The sequence below is a fragment of the Plesiocystis pacifica SIR-1 genome (assembly GCF_000170895.1).
GTDB classification, from domain to species: Bacteria; Myxococcota_A; Polyangia; order Nannocystales; family Nannocystaceae; genus Plesiocystis; species Plesiocystis pacifica.
In genome coordinates this window covers 45,997-62,820 of record NZ_ABCS01000057.1, presented here as the reverse complement: position 1 = coordinate 62,820, position 16,824 = coordinate 45,997, and the positions used below count along the sequence as shown (strand labels likewise).

General features: G+C 71.6%; 15 protein-coding genes. 5 read left to right on the top strand and 10 right to left on the bottom strand.

The window, feature by feature from the left end; translation table 11 throughout:
- Positions 1–54 precede the first annotated feature (54 nt).
- Both PPSIR1_RS25370 and PPSIR1_RS25365 read right to left on the bottom strand, forming a co-directional pair.
- The gene (locus tag PPSIR1_RS25370) at positions 55–690 is read right to left on the bottom strand and encodes a TIGR02265 family protein (RefSeq protein ID WP_157595963.1); all 636 of its coding nucleotides are present in this window, start codon (positions 688–690) and stop codon (positions 55–57) included.
- Between the two features lie 41 nt (positions 691–731).
- Positions 732–1,343, bottom strand: coding sequence for a peroxiredoxin-like family protein (locus PPSIR1_RS25365; protein WP_006974038.1), 612 nt, complete (start codon positions 1,341–1,343; stop codon positions 732–734).
- 92 nt (positions 1,344–1,435) lie between these two features.
- Here PPSIR1_RS25365 and PPSIR1_RS25360 point away from each other — a divergent pair, with 92 nt between their 5' ends.
- The 4 genes from PPSIR1_RS25360 (at position 1,436) to PPSIR1_RS25345 (ending at position 6,418) form a co-directional block, all read left to right on the top strand.
- A complete protein-coding gene (locus PPSIR1_RS25360) occupies positions 1,436–4,081 on the top strand; it encodes a S9 family peptidase (RefSeq protein ID WP_053335423.1) in 2,646 nt (881 codons plus the stop codon).
- Positions 4,082–4,257: 176 nt separating this feature from the next.
- Positions 4,258–4,902, top strand: a complete 645-nt coding sequence (locus tag PPSIR1_RS25355; RefSeq protein ID WP_006974035.1) for a hypothetical protein — start codon at positions 4,258–4,260, stop codon at positions 4,900–4,902.
- Between the two features lie 45 nt (positions 4,903–4,947).
- Positions 4,948–5,388 (top strand): GNAT family N-acetyltransferase, encoded by a 441-nt coding sequence (locus PPSIR1_RS25350; protein ID WP_006974034.1) that lies wholly within the window; start codon positions 4,948–4,950, stop codon positions 5,386–5,388.
- Positions 5,389–5,485: 97 nt separating this feature from the next.
- Positions 5,486–6,418, top strand: a complete 933-nt coding sequence (locus tag PPSIR1_RS25345; protein WP_006974033.1) for an RpnC/YadD family protein — start codon at positions 5,486–5,488, stop codon at positions 6,416–6,418.
- 43 nt (positions 6,419–6,461) lie between these two features.
- Here the strand turns inward: PPSIR1_RS25345 and PPSIR1_RS25340 are convergent, their stop codons facing one another.
- From PPSIR1_RS25340 to PPSIR1_RS25305, 8 genes are all read right to left on the bottom strand, one after another.
- Positions 6,462–7,682 (bottom strand): tryptophan 7-halogenase, encoded by a 1,221-nt coding sequence (locus PPSIR1_RS25340; RefSeq protein ID WP_006974032.1) that lies wholly within the window; start codon positions 7,680–7,682, stop codon positions 6,462–6,464.
- Positions 7,683–7,770: 88 nt separating this feature from the next.
- Entirely contained in the window at positions 7,771–8,982 is a 1,212-nt protein-coding gene (locus tag PPSIR1_RS25335) for a beta-ketoacyl-ACP synthase (RefSeq protein WP_006974031.1), read from the bottom strand.
- 71 nt (positions 8,983–9,053) lie between these two features.
- The gene (gene fabG, locus PPSIR1_RS25330) at positions 9,054–9,809 is read right to left on the bottom strand and encodes a 3-oxoacyl-ACP reductase FabG (RefSeq protein ID WP_006974030.1); all 756 of its coding nucleotides are present in this window, start codon (positions 9,807–9,809) and stop codon (positions 9,054–9,056) included.
- Between the two features lie 33 nt (positions 9,810–9,842).
- Complete coding sequence (locus tag PPSIR1_RS43790) at positions 9,843–10,367, bottom strand: hotdog family protein (protein ID WP_006974029.1); 525 nt, start codon at positions 10,365–10,367, stop codon at positions 9,843–9,845.
- Entirely contained in the window at positions 10,364–11,209 is an 846-nt protein-coding gene (locus tag PPSIR1_RS43785; RefSeq protein ID WP_006974028.1) for a beta-ketoacyl synthase chain length factor, read from the bottom strand. The genes PPSIR1_RS43790 and PPSIR1_RS43785 overlap by 4 nt, the downstream gene beginning before the upstream one ends.
- A complete protein-coding gene (locus tag PPSIR1_RS25315; RefSeq protein WP_006974027.1) occupies positions 11,206–12,435 on the bottom strand; it encodes a beta-ketoacyl-ACP synthase in 1,230 nt (409 codons plus the stop codon). Before PPSIR1_RS25315 ends, PPSIR1_RS43785 begins: the two co-directional genes overlap by 4 nt.
- A gap of 143 nt (positions 12,436–12,578) precedes the next feature.
- The gene (locus PPSIR1_RS25310) at positions 12,579–13,343 is read right to left on the bottom strand and encodes a DUF3261 domain-containing protein (RefSeq protein WP_006974026.1); all 765 of its coding nucleotides are present in this window, start codon (positions 13,341–13,343) and stop codon (positions 12,579–12,581) included.
- The gene (locus PPSIR1_RS25305; RefSeq protein ID WP_157595962.1) at positions 13,340–15,871 is read right to left on the bottom strand and encodes an MMPL family transporter; all 2,532 of its coding nucleotides are present in this window, start codon (positions 15,869–15,871) and stop codon (positions 13,340–13,342) included. Before PPSIR1_RS25305 ends, PPSIR1_RS25310 begins: the two co-directional genes overlap by 4 nt.
- A 68-nt stretch (positions 15,872–15,939) precedes the next feature.
- On the opposite strand from PPSIR1_RS25305, the gene PPSIR1_RS25300 reads away from it, so the two are divergent.
- Complete coding sequence (locus tag PPSIR1_RS25300) at positions 15,940–16,824, top strand: glutathione S-transferase family protein (RefSeq protein WP_006974024.1); 885 nt, start codon at positions 15,940–15,942, stop codon at positions 16,822–16,824.

The window sequence follows — 16,824 nt, the reverse complement described above, 5'->3', positions numbered from 1 at the left end:
GGTTCCAGTGCCGCTCCAAACCCGGCACGGACTTCGGACACGCGGTACTAGACGTCAGTCCTCGGACCAGCGGATGTCGAGGACCGACTTGGTCGGGCCCAGGACCTTGATCAGGAACTCGCCCTCGACCCCGCAAAAGCTCAGCGCGCCCTCGATGATCCCGACCGAGAGGGACTCGACGATGTCGCTCGGCAAACCCTCGAAGTGATAGCGGTAGTGCCGGTCACCGACGGACTCGCCCGTGATCGCGCCCAGGGTCGCGGACATCGTCCACGCCTTCGGGCCCAGGGGGATGACCCGGTCGGCGTAGCGACCGAGGAAGCCGAACACGACCTTGCCCGCCACGCTCTCGGCGAACTCCGGGTAGAAGGAGTGGCCGACGAAGCGCAGGCCCTCGGAGCGTCGCCCCTCGCCCACGCTGAGCTCCCCGACCGCGGCGCAGATGCGGATGAACTCCGTCCACGCGTAGTCTCGGAAGGGGATGAAGCGCTGGAGCTTGGCGCCAGCGAGGGTCAGGACGTCCTCCTCGTCGACCTCGGACGGGGCCAGGCGCAGGGCTCGATTGACGAACATCCCCTTGGTCGTGGCGGTGTCGGGGACGAGGTCGACCACGGCCTCGAGGTCCACGTCGAAGTCTCGACGCAGCGGGCGGAAGGTTGGCTCGCTGTGGGGGCAGCGCCCATGGACCAAGGGTCGCACCCCAAACCGACGTTCACAATGGCGCCTGGTGTTCAGCGCGGCGCGGGCTTGGCCGTCCTTTGGGCCGCTTCGGCCCGAGGATCATCGAGCTTGGGCTCCTCCCACACCTCCAACGCCCGCATCAGCGCATCGTCCACGGTCCATGCGTCACCCAGGTGACGGCCGTAATGGGCGGCAGCCACCTTACCTCTGTGGAGCAGAAAGTTCGCCGGTGCCATCTTGGCCGTGCCGTCCCACTCCCCCCACTGATCGCTGCCGTAGCCCCGTTTGGCTGCAGGAATCGCCGCCGCGAGGCTCCTGGGCCGAAACAGGATGGCCCGCCGCTTCGCCACCCCAAAGGCGCGGTAGAGCTCGAAGTCGGGGTCGGTGACGACGTCGAAGGGCAGGTCCGCCGGCTTGAAATAAACCGCCAGTCTGCTGGCCGGAGAGTGAAAAATCGAGATGACGCGGATGCCAGCGCGGCGCAGCTCGTTGTCCCGAACACGGTAGTTGGCGAGGTGCTCGTTACACACGGGGCAAGCCGCATAGCGGCGGAAGGCCAGCAGGACGCGCTGCTCCTCGAGCGCCTCGCTGGTGATCGTCTGGCCGTCCATCGTCTGCGCGACGAAGCTCGGCGCGGTGTCTCCTGCTCTCAACCGGACCATGGGCCGTGTGAGCCTATGCAAGCTCCGCACGACTCGCCAGCTGGCGAAAACGGAGGCCCTGGTGACGCCCCCCGCTGGGTATGGTTCGGGCCATGGTCCACCGCGCGCCCCGAGCGACGGCGTGGACGAGCGGCCTCCTCGCGCTCGTCTTCGCGTGCACTTCCGAGCCCCCGAACTACCTCAAGGCCTCGTCCGCGGACGAAGGATCTCCGGACGATCCGTCCGCGCAGAAGTCGCCCGCCGAGGGCGACGCGTCGCCCGCGAGCGCCGACGCGAACGCCCCCGTCATCGAGCCCACCATCCGCTACCGCGAGCCCGACGCGGAGGTCGTGGAGATCCTCGATGCGCCCCCGACCCCCGGGATAGCGACGGCTGGCGACGGCAAGCACATGGTCCTCGCCGAGCGCCCGACCATGCCCGACATCGCGCTGCTCGCCGAGCCCATGCTCGGCCTCGCCGGCGAGCGCATCAACCCCGACACCAACGAGGTTCGGCGGACCCGCTTTTACCAACGGCTGAGCGTGGTCGACACCCAGGGCTCGAGCGAGGACGCCGAGCCCGTCCCCGTCGAGGGCCTGCCCGAGGCCGCGGCCCTGAGCTTCCCCGACTGGTCCCCCGACGGCCGCAAATTCGCCTTCACCCACACCGCCGAGGACCACGTCGAGCTGTGGGTGGTCGACGATCTCGCCAAGCCCGTCGCCCGCCGCCTCGGCGCCCGCCCGCTCAACGCGACCTTCGGCGACGGCTTCCGGTGGTTGCCCACGAGCGAGGGGCTCATCGTCCAGCTGGTCCCCGCCGACCGCGGCCCCGCGCCCGTCGCCCCGCCCGTCGCCATGGGCCCCGACATCGAGGAGAGCTCGGGCCGCGCCGCGACCAACCGCACCTACCGCGACCTGCTCCAGGGGCCCCTCGACGACGCCCTGTTCGCCCACTACTTCACCAGCGAGCTCGGCCACGTGGGCCTGGACGGCTCGCTGCGCGTGCTCGGGCCCAAGGACGACGCGAAGGCGCGCCAGGGCGTGTTCGCCGTCGCCTCGCCCGCGCCCAACGGCGAGTGGCTCCTGGTCGAGCGCCTCGCCGAGCCCTACTCCCACGCCGTGCCCTGGTACCGCTTCGCCCACACCAAGGAGCTGTGGTCGCTGACCGACGCGGGCGCCCCGGCCCAGCGCATCGCTAAGCTGCCGGCGGCCGAGGAGGTGCCCATCCAGGGCGTCCCGACCGGGCCCCGCGCGTTCCGCTGGCAGCCCATGCAGCCGGCGACCCTGGTGTGGGCCGAGGCCCTCGACGAGGGCGACCCGCGCAAGGAGGTCGAGCACCGCGATCGACTCCAGCGCCTGTCCGCGCCCTTCGACGGCCGCAGCTGCGCCGACGGGGAGACCTTCGCCAAGACCCAGCACCGCTACTCCGGCCTGTCCTGGCTCGAGCGCGAGGGCCAGTACCTGATGCGCGAGTACGACCGCGACCGCAAGTGGAGCACCACGCACCTGCGCGACCTGGCCCGCCCCGACTACGACCGCGTGCTCTTCGACCGCAGCGTCTACGACCTCTACGGCGACCCCGGCGATCCCGTGCGCCGCGAGCTCGCCGACGGCAGCGTGGTCGTGCGCGTCGACGAGGGCGCCATCTACCTCGCGGGCGACGGCGCCAGCCCGGACGGCGACCGGCCCTTCCTCGATCGCCTCGACCTCGACGACGAGGGCGCCGAGGCCGAGCGCCTGTTCGAGGCGCCCGCCGACGCCTACGCCTACTACGCCGCCTTCGTCGAGGACACGGACACCATGATCGTCGGGCGCCAGAGCTCGACGGAGCCGCCCAACTGGTACCGCGAGGCCATCGATCAGCGCGAGGACTCGGCGGGCACCGAGCCCGTCCAGATCACCGCCTTCCCCCACCCGCACCCCAAGTACGGGTCCATCGACAAGCAGCTGCTCAAGTACAAACGCAAGGACGGCGTGCCGCTGTCGGCCACGCTCTACCTGCCGCCGGGCTACGACCCGGACTCGGGCGAGCGCCTGCCCATGGTGTTGTGGGCCTACCCCGTCGAGTACGTCGACGCCAGCACGGCCGGCCAGGTCGACGCCTCGCCCACGAGCTTCACCCGGCTCAGCGGCAGCTCCCCGACCCTGTTCGTGACCCAGGGCTACGCCGTGCTCTACGCCGCCATGCCCGTGGTCGGCGACCCCGAGACCATGAACGACACCCTCATCCCGCAGCTCGTCGACGGGGCCGAGGCCGCGATCGCGGCCGCGGTCGCCACGGGCACCGTCGACGGCGATCGCGTCGGCGTGGGCGGGCACAGCTACGGCGCCTTCATGGTCGCCAACTTGCTCGCGCACAGCGACCTGTTCAAGGCCGGCATCGCGCGCTCGGGCGCCTACAACCGCAGCCTCACCCCCTTCGGCTTCCAGTCCGAGCGGCGCAGCCTGTGGGAGGCCACCGACACCTACGTCGCCGTCTCGCCGATGTTCGCCGCGGACACCCTCGACGAGCCCATCTTGATGATCCACGGCGAGATTGACGACAACTCGGGCACCTTCCCCATCCAGACCCGCCGACTCTTCCACGCCCTCCAGGGCCTCGGCGGCACCGCGCGCATGGTCATCCTCCCCCACGAGGCCCACGGCTACCGCGGGCGCCAGTCGATCCTCCACGCCCTCGTCGAATCCTTCGAATGGTTCGACCAGCACGTGAAGAAGGTCCCGCCAGCGGCTACCCTCGACGCGGACCCGCCCGGCTGATGCCCATGCCCACTCGACGACCCCACCCGCGCCTCGCCTCGACCCTGCCCGCGTTGCTGCTCGGCGCCTGCGGACTGCTCGCCCCGCGCCTGGCCGAGGCCTGAGGCGTCAGCGCTCCGGTCGGTCCGACCGGCTGCTCCGCCAACCTCCCCGAGGAGAGCCCCAAGCGCTTTGGGGTGGGCTTCGCCTACGGCTTCAGCGACACCCGGCTGATCTTCTCCGACGGCACCCGCCACCGCTTCCGCCAGCAGAGCCAAACCCTCAGCTTCGTCACCACCTTGCCCAAGGGCCTCGTGCTCGGCGCGGGCCTCGGCCCCCACGGCGGCGGGCGCATCGAGGGCGTGCGCAACTCGAGCGAGACCTGGACCATCCACCCGGGCCTCGTGTGGGCCTTCACCCTCGGGCGGCGCTACTTCGGGACCAAGCCCGCCATCCCCTACCTGCTCGTGCTCGGCACCTTCAGCGGCTCCTCGACCTCGACCACCCGGACCACCCCGACCCCGGATCCGAGCTTCGCCGAGGCCGGGGAGCGCCGGGGCCTCCACGCCCTCGACGCCAAGGCCGACCTCAGCGTGGGCTGGACCCTCGGCGACGCCTTCAGCCCCTACCTGGCCGTGCGCGCCTTCGGAGGCCCGGTGTTCTGGCGCGCGCCCAGGCGAGCCGACGGCAGCGAAGGGGCCCGGACCACCGGCAGCGATCTGTACCACGTGTCCGTGGCTTGCGGCTTCAACCTGCTCATCGGTCGGCGCGGCACGGCCTACTTCGACGCCGCCTTCCTCGGCATGCGCGGGCTCAGTGGCGGCGCCGGCTTTCGCTTTTGACGCTCCCGTTGCCGATCCCCAGGGCTCGATCCATGGTCTGCCGGCATGGCCGCGCTTTGCTACCGAGTCGCCCGCGTCGACGACATCCCCGCGATGATGTCGATCCGCAACAACGTCCGCGAGAACGCCCTGGTCCACGCCGTGATCGGCCACGAGGACTACGTCCAGGCCATGACCGTCGACGGCCGAGCGTGGGTCTGCGAGCGAGACGGCGAGGTCGTCGGCTTCGCGTGCGGGCGAAAGACGCAGGGCGACGTGTGGGCGCTCTTCGTCCGCGAGGCCCACGAGGGGCGAGGCATCGGCAGCGCCCTGATGGAGCGCGTCGAGGGGTGGATGGTCGAGGTCGGGGTCGACCGGATCTGGTTGGTGACGGCGGCGGAGACCCGAGCCGAGCGGCTCTATCGGCACCGCGGGTGGATCGAGGCGGGCGTCCGAGCCAAGACTGGCGAGGTCGAGTTCGTGTTTCCCGCGCCGGCCGGCCCATAGCCCGGCCAGCGTCCAGCAGACGAGCCGCCGCGACCGACGCGGCCACTGAAATCATGAAGGATTCGAGCGGCACGCCCCTTGCTCTTCATCCCTGGCGATGCCGAGCAGCCACCACCAGGGCCTGATCTGGATCTTTCGGGATCACCCGCGCCTCGCCTTCGAACTGCTCGAGTCCATATTTGGTGTCGCGCTCCCCTCGCTGACCGCGTTCACGGAGCGACGCGGCGAGCTCGATCGCTTCATCCCTTGCCTCGGCGACACCGGCGAGCTCCGCCCCGACCTCGCGCTGTCCGCCGAGGTGGCCCATCCTCGGGACGCCTCCGAGGGCGCGGCGCTCCTCGTCGAGGTTCAAGGTCGGGTCGACCGCCACAAGCGCTTTCGCCTGTGGGTCTACTGGGCCCTGCTCGCCGAGCGCCTCGAGCGAGCCACGAGCGTGCTGTTCATCCCGCTCAACGACACGGTCGCTCGATGGGCGCGCAGCCTGGGTCAGCTCGAGCGACCGCCCCGGGAAGCTTTGCTGGTCCTCGACCGGCAGAACATGCCGCGAGTGGTCTCGGACACCGTCGCTCGAGCGCGGCCCCACTACGCCATCCTCTCGGCCATGATCCACGGCGCCCACGGAGACGAAGAGGTGTTCATGGTCGGCATGCGTGCGGCCCTGGCCTTTGCGGATCAACGGCGATGGCGCTACGCCTCGAGCCTGGCCAGCGTCCTTCCCCACGAAGACCGGGCGCGGCTCATCGGAGCACTCACCATGCAACAGCGCTACGAACTCACCGAAGCCGAACGAAAGAGCGGAGCCTTCCACGACGGACACCTCGAGGGCCTGAACCTGGGCCTGAGTCAAGGCCTCGCCCAAGGCAAGCTCGAGGGCGCCCGCGAGGTCCTGCGCACGATCCTCGAGCTCCGCGGCCTGCCCACCGACGAGCGCACTCGAGCGCGCATCCGCGACTGCACGGAGCTCGAGGTCCTCGAACGCTGGATCGCCCAGGCCAAGACGGCCTCGAGCCTCGATCGCGCGCTCGGGTAGGCGCCCAGGGTAGACGCCCAGCCACCCAGCTTCACGGGGCGGCTCAGCCGTAGCGGCGCGCCCGAAGCAACATGTTCTGGAAGGGGTTGTCGTCGCGCCACACGTCGGCGGCGAGCACCGAGATGACCCCCGCCCGGAAGTTCTGACCCGTGTGGTGGTTCCCGAGCAGCACGTTGTCGACCAGGCGCGTGTGATAGAAGCGATGGATGAAGCGCCGGAAGGCCTCGTAGGCCACGGCCATCTCGGCCTCGGCCTCGACCATGAGCTTGGGGTCGGCCTCCCGTCCCTGGGTCAGCGCCGGGGCCAGGTGATCGGCGAGCCGCTCCGCCCCGGCGAGGGCCAGCGCGACGCCCGAGGAGAACACCGGGTCGAGGAAGTGCGCCGCGTCGCCGATGCAGGCGTAGCGGGCCCCGTAGGGCGTGACGTTGCGATAGGAGAAGTTGCCCGCGAGCCCGACGGGGCCGCGGCGCGCGTCCTTGGTCAGCCGCGACAGCAACGGCGAGCCGGCGACGGCGTCGACGAGCAGCTGAGGCCGCATCCGGCCCGTGGTCTTGACCAGGCCAACGCTCAGGCCCTCGAGCATGGGGATGGCCCACATCCACCCGTCCTCGATGATCTTGACGATGATGTCCCCGCGCTCGTGGAGCTCGGCGACGATCTCGGGGCGCAGCCCGTCGAAGCGGCAAAAGGCAGCCGCCCGTCCGAAGTCGCGGTAGGGCTCGAGGGTGTGGTCGCGGCGGGCGAGCAGCGCCTTTTGCCCGCTCGCGTCGACGAGGTAGCGGCCCTTGGCCTCGAAGCTCTCGCCCGTGGCCCGCCCGCGCTCGTCGACGATGTCCGCGACCACCCGCACGTCCCGGTCGCCGACCTCGACCTCGACGACGCGGTGGCCCTGCAGGACCAGCGCACCGGCCCGCTCGGCCGCCCGCAGCAGCTCGTGGTCGAAGGTCGCCCGATCGACTTGGTGGGCGTGATCCGGGGTGCCCGGCAGACCCTCGTCGAAAGAGAAGGTCGCCCGCCGGCCGTCCCGCTCGTCGATGAACACGGCCCCGCGCTTGCGCAGGAAGGGCACGCCGTCGAGATCGACGCCCAGGCGTTCGGTGATCGCCAGCTCCGAGGGCAGCAGCGACTCGCCGATGTGAAAGCGCGGGAAGTAGGCCGCCTCGAGCACGAGCACGCGATGTCCCCCCTGGGCCAGGAGGTTGGCGGCGGCTGACCCTGCAGGCCCGGCCCCGATCACGATGACGTCTTCGACGGCTCCGAACATGCGGCGCGCTCCGGCGGGCAGTCTAACGCGTCTGGCCGCGATCGGTGCCTCGATCCGTCGTGCTCGACGCGGGCGAGCCTTGGCGGACTCACAAGCGGCGGAACACCAGCGAGGTGTTGATTCCGCCGAAGGCAAAGTTGTTGGACGCGATCACGTCCAGATTCGCCGTGCGCGCGTCCCCACGCACGTAGTCGAGCATCGCGCAGCGCGGATCGACCTGCTTGAGGTTGCGGTTGGGGGCGATGAAGCGGCGCGCCATCATCAGCAGGGAGAACACGCTCTCGAGGGCACCGCATGCCCCGAGGGTGTGGCCCGTGTAGCTCTTTTGCGTCGAGACCGGGGTCCGCGCGCCGAACACCTCCGCGGTCGCCCGCGACTCCGCGATGTCGCCCAGCTCCGTGGCCGTGCCGTGGGCGTTGACGTAGTCGACCTCGCTCGCCTCGACCCCCGCGGCCCGAAGACCCAACTGCATGCAGCGCACCATGCCCTCCCACGAGGGCTTGGTCAGGTGAATCCCGTCGCAGCTGGTCGCGTAGCCGAGCAGCTCGGCGTGGATGGTGGCGTTGCGCCGACGCGCGTGATCGAGGCGCTCGAGCACCAGCGTCCCGGCACCCTCACCAATGACCACGCCGTCCCGGGCCGCGTCGAAGGGTCGCGGCGTCGACTCGGGGGTGGCGTTGTACTTGGACGAGGCCGCGAACATCACGTCGAAGACCCCGGCCGGGATGAAGTGAGCCTCCTCGGCCCCGCCCACGATCATCACGTCGGCCATGCCGTAGCGCACCGCCTCATAGCCCGCGCCGATCGCCTGGCTCCCGCTCGTGCACGCCGAGCAGGTCGGCTGCACGCGGCCCCGGATGCCGAAGAACTCGGCGAGGTTGGCCGCGCAGGTGTGGCTCATGAATTTGAGAAAGTGGCTGCCCGCGATGCCCTGGAGGCTGTCCTCGCGGAACACTTCGCGGCAGTAGGCCTCGGTCTCGGCCGACGAACCGTGGGTCGATCCGTAGGCCAGGCCCACGCGCCCGTTCCCGAGCAGGGACGCGTCGAGGCCCGCGTCGGCGACGGCGGCCTCGCTCGCGTGCGTGGCGAGCAGCGCGACGCGGCCCATGGTCCGGACCTTGCGCCGTGGGTAGCTGCGCCGCTCGATCCCCGACACCAGCCCGGCCACGCCGGTGTTCATGGCGAAGCGATCCGTCCACTCGGGCACCGGCGCGATGCCCCCCTGCCCCGACTGGAGCGCCCGGGCGACAGTCTCGAGGTCGTTGCCGATCGGCGAACAGACCCCCATGCCCGTGACCACGACGCGCTCGTGGTCGGGCGCGCCCCGGCCCGGACTCGAGCCAGGCCTCGAGTCGGGCCTCGAGTCGGGCCTCAAGTCAGGCCCCCGTCGATGGCGATCACCTGCCCGGTGATGTAGGCCGCGTCCGGGCTGGCCAAGAAGCGCACGAGCTTGGCGACCTCCTCGGCCGTGCCCATGCGCCGCATCGGGATGTGCTTGATCATCTCGGCCGGCGCGTCCTCGCTCATGTCCGTGTCGATGAGCCCCGGCGCCACGGCGTTGACGGTGATCTTGCGCTTGGCCAGCTCCCGCGCCAGCGAACGCGTGGCGCCGATCAACCCGGCCTTGGCCGCGGAGTAGTTGACCTGCCCGCGGTTGCCGATCAGCCCCGAGACCGAGCTGATGTTGATGATCCGCCCGCGCCGGCGGCGGACCATGGGCATGACCAGGGGCCGGGTGACGTTGTAGAAGCCGTCGAGGGTCGGGGCGAGCACGCGCTCCCAGGCCTCGCGCTCCATGGCCGGGAAGGCCGTGTCGGCGCTGACGCCTGCGTTGTTGACCAGCACCGAGACGACCTTGTCGCCGGCGACCAGGGCCGTCATGGCCTCGCCGCTGGCGGTGGCGTCGGCGACGTCGAAGCACAGCCGCTCGGCGACCCCGCCGGCCTCGCGGATCTGCGCCTCGACGGCGGACGCGGCCTCATGGTTGCTGCGGTAGTTGAGCAGCACGCCGTAGCCGTCGGCGGCCAGGGCCTGCGCGATGGCGGCCCCGATCCCCCGGCTCGCCCCCGTGATCAGGGCCCACTCGCCGGTCTTCGGTTGGTCTGGAGAAGTCGCGGTCTCGCTCATGGTCTGCCTCAGCCTGGCCCCTCGTTTGGGCGCTCAGCGCACCTCGCCGCCGGGCTCGTCCGTGGACGACTCGTCGACGATCATCACGGTCAGCGAGGCCCCGGCCAACAGCTCGCCGGCCTCCTCGGTCTCCGACCGAGCGCGCCGCAGCTCACACACGTAGCGGGCCAGGGTACCGTCATCGTACTCGCGCTCGACGTGGATCTCGAGGGCGTCTCCGACCGCGAAGGACTCGACCATCAAGCGCAGCTCTCGGCTCCCGAGCAGCATCCCGATGGGCGCCTGGGCGTCCGTCGAGGCCTCGCCAGCGCCGAGATGCCGCGCCGCGCCCTTGGCCGCGGCCACGGCCTGGGCCATGTACTCGAGCCCGAAGCTCGCGGGCACCCGGCCGTCGACGACGAAGGGGCTGCCCGCGCGGATCTTGGTCACGACCGTCGCGGTGGTCGGGGTCCAGGCCGTGATCGCGTCGACCAGGAGCATGGGCGGATCGTGCGGCACCAGCTCGGCCATGGCCGGGAGGGCGGCGAGGGCCTCCGCGCTCGCGGCCTCGGCGCTCACGAGGCCTCTCCGGCGCCGGCTCCGATCCGCAGTCCCCAGCGACGCGCGTGGCCTCGGGTGCGGGCTTGCGAGAGCGCGACCGTGTCCGCGCCCTCGCGGTCGACGAGCACCCGCCGGAGCAGGGGCAGCAGGTCCGCGAGGGTCGACGCGATCCCGTCGGCCCCCGCGCCCACGCCAGCGTCGTCGCCGTGTTCGGGGCCCAGCTCGAGCTCGCACAGCTCCACGGGCAGGTCGAGGCTCTCGGGGCAAGCCTCGCCCCCGGCCTCGGCGTCGAAGTGCAGGGCCACGGCGAAGGTCGGGTCCGCGTCCTCGCGCTCGAAGGGCGCGGGCAGCCGCTCCTCGGCGAGGATCACCACGACCCGCTGCGGACCTCCGGCGGCCAGCCCCGCGAGGGCCTCGAGCACGCCGACCTCGAGGGCCCGAGAGCCAGCGGCCAGCGCCGTCGACGGCCAGCGGTTACCCGCCGCGATCGACATGTAGCCCGTGGCCGTGTTGTGCACGCTGTTGTGGAACTTGGTCGGCGAGACCGGGCCCTCGGGGTCGGCGAGCTGCCCGAGGATGTCGACGGTGGTCTCGATCTCCCCGTAGCTCGACGCCAACACGATGCGGCACTCGTCGAGGGGCGCCCCCCCTGCCGTGCAGGCCTCGACCAGAGCCGTGACCGCCGCCCGGGTCAAGGTGCTCGTGCGCCGGCGCAGGCGCGAGTGCAGCAAGTCGGCGGGCGGCCGCTTGCCGGCCTCGTCGACGCCCCCGAGATCCGCCGGCGCGCCGGCCTCGAGCCAGCTGGCGACGGTCCCGGCCGTCGGGCTCCACAGGCCCACGCCGCGCAGGAAAGCCTTCACGCCTCGCCCTCCGCGCCCAGCAGCACGCTGACGTTGGAGCCGCCGAAGGCCAGGGAGTTGCTCAGCGCGCGCCGGGTCTGCCGCGCCCGCGGCTGGCTCGCGCCCGCGCCCTCGACCGCCACGCCCAAGTCGGGGTCGACGGGGTCGCAGCCGCGGCTGACCGGCAGCAGCGCGCGCTCCATGGTCGCCGCGACGAACACCGCCTCGATCGCCCCGGCCGCGCCCAGCATGTGCCCGGTGTAGCCCTTGGTCGCGACGACGGCGAGGCCCTCGGGCAGCGTCCCCGCTTCGCCCGCGCCGAACAGATCGAGCAGCGCCCGGCTCTCCGTCGCGTCGTTCTTGTGCGTGCCCGTGCCGTGCACGTTGACCTGGTCGATCGCGCTCGCCTCGAGCCCCGCGCTGGCCAGCGCGCGCGCCATGGCCATGCGGGCGCCGAGCCCCTCGGGGTGCGGCGAGGTCATGTGGTGGGCGTCGGAGCTCTCGCCCACGCCCAAGAGCGCGACCCCGCGCTCCCCGGCCCCGAGCGGAGCGTGGCGCTCGCGCTCGATCAGCATCAACGCCCCGCCCTCGCCAATGTTGATGCCGCGGCGCTCGGCCGAGAAGGGTCGGCAGGGCTCGGGCGAGAGCACCTCGAGGCTGGCGAAGCCGCGCACGGTCAGCTGACACAGGCTATCGACGCCGCCGACCAGGGCCGCGTCGACGATGCCCGCCTCGAGCAGGCGCAGGGCCGACGCGAACACCTTCCCGCTCGACGAGCAGGCCGTCGAGATCACGTAGCCGGGGCCGGTGATCCCCGTGAGCAGCCGCGTGACCTCGCAGGTCGCGTGGATCGAGTGCTGGCGCTCGATGGCGAAGCTCGCGGGCAGGCGCCCGTGGTCCCGAGCGTGGACCCAGGCCGACTCGCTCGCGGCGATGCCCGCCGTGCTCGTGCCCAAAATCAAAGCGATGCGCGAGGCACCCCAGCGCGCCTTCGCGGCGTCCACGGCCGGCAACAAGGGCAGCGTCACCAGCTGGGTCAACCGAGCTTGGCGCCCCTCGTAGGCCTCGACCTCCGGACGCAGAGCCGGCAGCACCCCGGGGACCTTGCCCACGTGGGTCGCCACGCCCAGCCCGGGGTCGGCCGGCGTGAGCCCCGAGCGGCCGGCGAACAGACCATCGATGACCTCGGCGGTCGTCTGGCCCAGCCCGCTACAGGCGGAGTAGGCGGTGATCGGAAAGGAGGCCATGAACGGTGAGCGAACGCGCGTTTCCCGGGGTCACCGGGACGCGAGAAAATAGCAGCGCGCTCCGGCCTTGAACAGACCACCTTGGACAGGGCCTGGACTACCCTCGGCACAGCTTGTACGGGGCGCGGGGGGTCGTGGGGCGATCAGAGCTTTTGCCACTCGACCGTCTCGATCTCCAGCCGGTATCCAAACCAGCCGTTGTCGATGACGACCCGCTCCGCCGGCTTCCCGGTGCGGTGTCCACCGATGTAGTCGACGCGCAGCGAACCTTCGGGCTGGCCGTCGAGGCGCTCGAAGGTCCGCCGGACCAGGGCGCCGTTGGTCCACACCTCGCTCACCCGCTCACCGGCGATCTCGGTGCTGGGCGCCTCCTCACTCGGGCGATCTCCCCACGGCAGCCGGGCGTGCCACAACCAGGTGCGGTGCACGTCCTGGAGCACGAACTCCGGGGGGAAGGGCATCTGGCGATCGATCAACGGCGTGAACCGGACCTCCGTTCCCTCTTGCTCGAGGATGAAGGCCTTGGTGCCCATGGGCGTGAGCCCGAGCACCGTGAGCACCCCGCCCTTGACCTGGAGCACCGCGGAGAATTTGAAGGTCTCGCCGTTGAACTCGCCCTCGAGCTCCTGCCGCGCCATGAACTCCTGGCCGATGTCGGCCGTGGGGATCAGCTCGCCGGGGTAGGCGCCCAGCTCCATCGGTTGGCTCGCGGACTCCTGCCCCGGATCCTCGACCACGGGCCCGCTGCCGTCGTTGTTGGGGCGGGCCTCGTCGCCCTTGGACTCCGACGATCCGCCGCTTTCGGGGCTCGAGCTCCCCGCGCTCACGTTGACGGTGCAGCCGGCGGCCAGCGGGAGAGAAAAGAGCAGCGCGAGCGCGAAGGGGCGGAGGCTTGGGCGGGTGGTCATGGCGGAGGGTCTCGGGGGAGCGACGGGGGCTCGGAAGCTTGACTGTCCTTTAGTTTGGGAGCTTCAGCAAACAAGACCAGAGCCGTGGGCGCGAGCACCAAGCTGGCGAGCACCCCCACCCCGGTGGTCAGCCCGATGGCACGCAGCGCAGGGTTGGGCGACATCGCCAACAGGCCAAAAGCCAGCACCGTGGTCACGCAGCAGGCGAGCAAGCTCGACACCGTCGCCGCCACCTCGGCCGCCTGGGCGCGGGCGTTGGCCTCGGCCAGGAACACGCCGTAGTCGACGCCCATGCTCAGGACCAGGAGCAGGGAGACCACGTGGAGCAAGGTGATCGCGTAGCCCAGCAAGACCAGCACGGCGACGGTCAGCGCGGCCGCCAGCAAGGCTGGGACAAAGGCGGCGAGGGCCGGACCCAGCCGGCGGTAGCGCAGCAGGATCATCCCGAACACCGCGAACAAGCCCACGCCGACCAGGCGCAAGGTCTGGGCGCGGTGGCGACCGTAGAGCTCGGCCATGAGCGCGCGCTGGTCAAAAAGATGCACGTCCTCGAGCTCGGCGTCCGCGGCCAACCGCGCGCGCAGGGCCTCGGCGTCGCTGACGTCGCGCAGCAGGCTCAAGATCCCGACCTGCGTGCCTCCGTCTGGCGCGTCGAGTTCGACGCGCATCGAGGCGACCGCGGTGGCCAGGGGGGAATCGGCCAAGGTCGCGTGATCCAGGGGCGGGACCTCGCCCTCGACCCTCGCCAGGGCCTGCTCGAGCTCCGCGAAGGCCCCGGGCCGAAAGCCCTCCCGGGCGAAGGCGCTGTCCAGACGCGCGACGAACTCCCCCGCCTCGCCGTAGGCCGCGAGGTTCGCCTCCTGGAGCTGCCGCGACCACAAAAAGGCGTGCAGCGAGGCGAACTCGCCGACCTCCCCCGCCGCCTGGGCCTCGACGAGGTGGCGGTGGACCCGGTCGTTCTTGCGCAGCGCCGCCTCGTCGTCCTCGCCGATCGCCACGACCATGCGGCCCGCGTCCATGCGCGAGACCAGGGCGCGCACGGCCTCGTCCTCCGCGAGCAGATCCGCGTCGGGCTGGGTCAGGGCCGAGACGTCGTCGAGGTAGGTCAGCTGCGGCGCCGCGACGGCGACCACGATCAGCGTGCCCACGGGCAGCGCGATCAGGGCTCGGCGCCGTCGCTGGAGCGCGCCGATCAAGCGCGCGCTCGCCTCGGCGAGGCGCCGCTGCAGGGCCGGGAGCTCCCGCGCGCCTCCACGGCCCAGATCCATGAGCGGGGGGAGCATGGTCAGCGTGGCGAGCAGGGCCGCGCTCACGCCCACGCCCGCGAACACGGCGATCTCGCGCACCCCGGGGAAGGAGGTCCAGCCCAGACCCACGAAGCCCGCGACCGTCGTGACCGCGCCGAGGATCAGCCCCGGCCGAATGCGCCGCAGCGTCCCCGAGGCCCCCTCTGGATCGGGCTCGAGGGTGTGGTGGCAAAACAGGTGCACCGGGTAGTCGATGCAGATCCCGATCAGCGAGGCCCCGAAGGCCATGGTCAGGCCGTGGATGCGGCCAAAGAGCAGCAGCGCCGCGGCCATCGCCGTGAGCACCCCGGCGCCCAGGGGCAGGCTCGCGAGCAGCACCATGCGCGGGCGTCGAAACAAGATCAGGAACAGCAAGACCACGCCCAGGGTCGAGAGCACCGAGATGCGCGTGATGTCCCCGCGGATGTGGGCCTCGGCGCGCAGAGCAAAGCGACCGACCCCGCTCTGGCGCAGGCGCAGGGGCGTCGACGCGGACGCCTGGATCGCGGCGAAGCGCTCGCTCAGCGCGTCCTGCAGCGGCCCCTGGTGCTGCGCGCGAAAGGGCGAGTGGACCGTGGAGAAGAACACCACGGCGTCCCCTTCGGCGGTCATGAAGTGGCCGTCGACGAGCTCGAGGGGGCCGGCCCGGGCGTCCTCGAGGCGCTCGAGGCTCGCCGGGTAGAGCAGCAGCGGATCCGTGGGCGCGAGGCGCTTGATCAGCGCCGCCGTCGGCAGCCGCAGCTGCCGCTGGAGCTCGGCCGCCGCCGCCTCGAGCCCCGCGTCGCTCAACCGCGCCGCGAGGGCGTCCTCGTCGTCGGCGGTGAAGTAAAAGCGCCGCGGGTGGTAGAGGGCGTAGATCGCCTCGCTCTGGTCCTCCTCCCAGCCCGAGCGGACCCAGGCGACCTCGCCGTGGCCCTCGAGGAAGGCGGCGAGCTCGTCGGCCGCCGCGAGCACCTCGGCCTGGGAGCCCTCCCCAGGCGCTGCGCCCTCCTCCGGCCCGACCACCAAAATCGTCGTCTTGGTCAGCTCGGACTCCGCCAGCTGCCGGCTGAGCATGGCCAGGCGCGCGTCGTCCCCCGCGGCGAGGAAGTGGGTGATGTCCGAGCTCAGCTCCAGGCGCAGGCCCACGAACAGGCCCATGAGCCCCAGCAGCGCCGCCCCGAGCAGCACCGGGAGCCAGCGTCCCCAAGGTCCGGGCGACGCCTCGGGCGGGGCGGGGGACTCGTCGTCACGGTCGGACACGTGCGCGGGAGTCTACCCGGCCGCGCCCACGGCTACCATGGACCGGCCTCCCTGCCCTCGGCTGCCCCGTGCGCATCACCCTGTATCACATCAGCCCCTCCTTCTTTTCTCAGATCGCCCGGCTGACCCTGGCCGAAAAGGGCGCGGACTTCGAGCCGCGCGTCGTCGACATCGGCCCGCGCATGGAGAACTACGAGCCCTGGTACGCGCGCATCAACCCCGAGATGGTCGTGCCCGCGCTCGTGGCCGTGGACGACGCGGGCAACGAGCAGGTGGTCGTCGAGACCGCGAAGATCATCGCGTGGATCGACGCCGAGCTCGACGGCCCCCAGCTCCTGCCCAACCCCGGCAGCGTCGAGGGCATCGCCGTCGCGACCTGGCTCGCCCGCATCTTCGCCTTCCCCTTCCGCGAGTTCAGCTACGGCGTCATCCAAGGCCCCCTCGGCAAGGCGGCCCGGTCCGCCGTGCCCGCGCGCATCGATCGGCTGCGCGCCCACCAGGCCGAGAACCCCGACCTGCGCGCGGTCTACCAAGCACGCATCGACGACGTCGGCCGATGGCGCGACGCCCTCGCCAGCCCCGAGACCCTCGCGGCCATCGAGCGCGACTTCCAGGCCCTGCTCGGCGAGCTCGAGGCCGCCCTCGAGGCCCAGCGCGAGCGCGGCTCGGCCTTCCTCGTCGGCGAGCGCTACACCCTCGCTGACACCCTGCTGACCGTCGCCGTCGCGCGCTTCATCCTCCTGGGCCGCCGCGGCCAGCTCGGCGCCGCGACCCTCGAGTGGTTCGCGGCCATGAAGGCCCGGCCGAGCTTCGAGCAGGCCGCGATCTGGGACCGGCGCCGGCTCGGCGAGATGCTGCCGATCCTCCTGCCGCTCCTCGCCCCCAAGCTGGCGATCGCTAGCGCGGGCCTCATCGCCTTGGTGCTGCTCCTGCGCTGGCTCTTGGGCGCCTGA

Bases quoted from the DNA above. Each gene is read 5' to 3' on its own strand.
- PPSIR1_RS25365 (WP_006974038.1), bottom strand. From the start codon at position 1,343: ATGGTCCGGTTGAGAGCAGGAGACACCGCGCCGAGCTTCGTCGCGCAG.
- PPSIR1_RS25360 (WP_053335423.1), top strand. From the start codon at position 1,436: ATGGTCCACCGCGCGCCCCGAGCGACGGCGTGGACGAGCGGCCTCCTC.
- PPSIR1_RS25350 (WP_006974034.1), top strand. From the start codon at position 4,948: ATGGCCGCGCTTTGCTACCGAGTCGCCCGCGTCGACGACATCCCCGCG.
- PPSIR1_RS25345 (WP_006974033.1), top strand. From the start codon at position 5,486: ATGCCGAGCAGCCACCACCAGGGCCTGATCTGGATCTTTCGGGATCAC.
- PPSIR1_RS25340 (WP_006974032.1), bottom strand. From the start codon at position 7,682: ATGTTCGGAGCCGTCGAAGACGTCATCGTGATCGGGGCCGGGCCTGCA.
- fabG (WP_006974030.1), bottom strand. From the start codon at position 9,809: ATGAGCGAGACCGCGACTTCTCCAGACCAACCGAAGACCGGCGAGTGG.
- PPSIR1_RS25315 (WP_006974027.1), bottom strand. From the start codon at position 12,435: ATGGCCTCCTTTCCGATCACCGCCTACTCCGCCTGTAGCGGGCTGGGC.
- PPSIR1_RS25310 (WP_006974026.1), bottom strand. From the start codon at position 13,343: ATGACCACCCGCCCAAGCCTCCGCCCCTTCGCGCTCGCGCTGCTCTTT.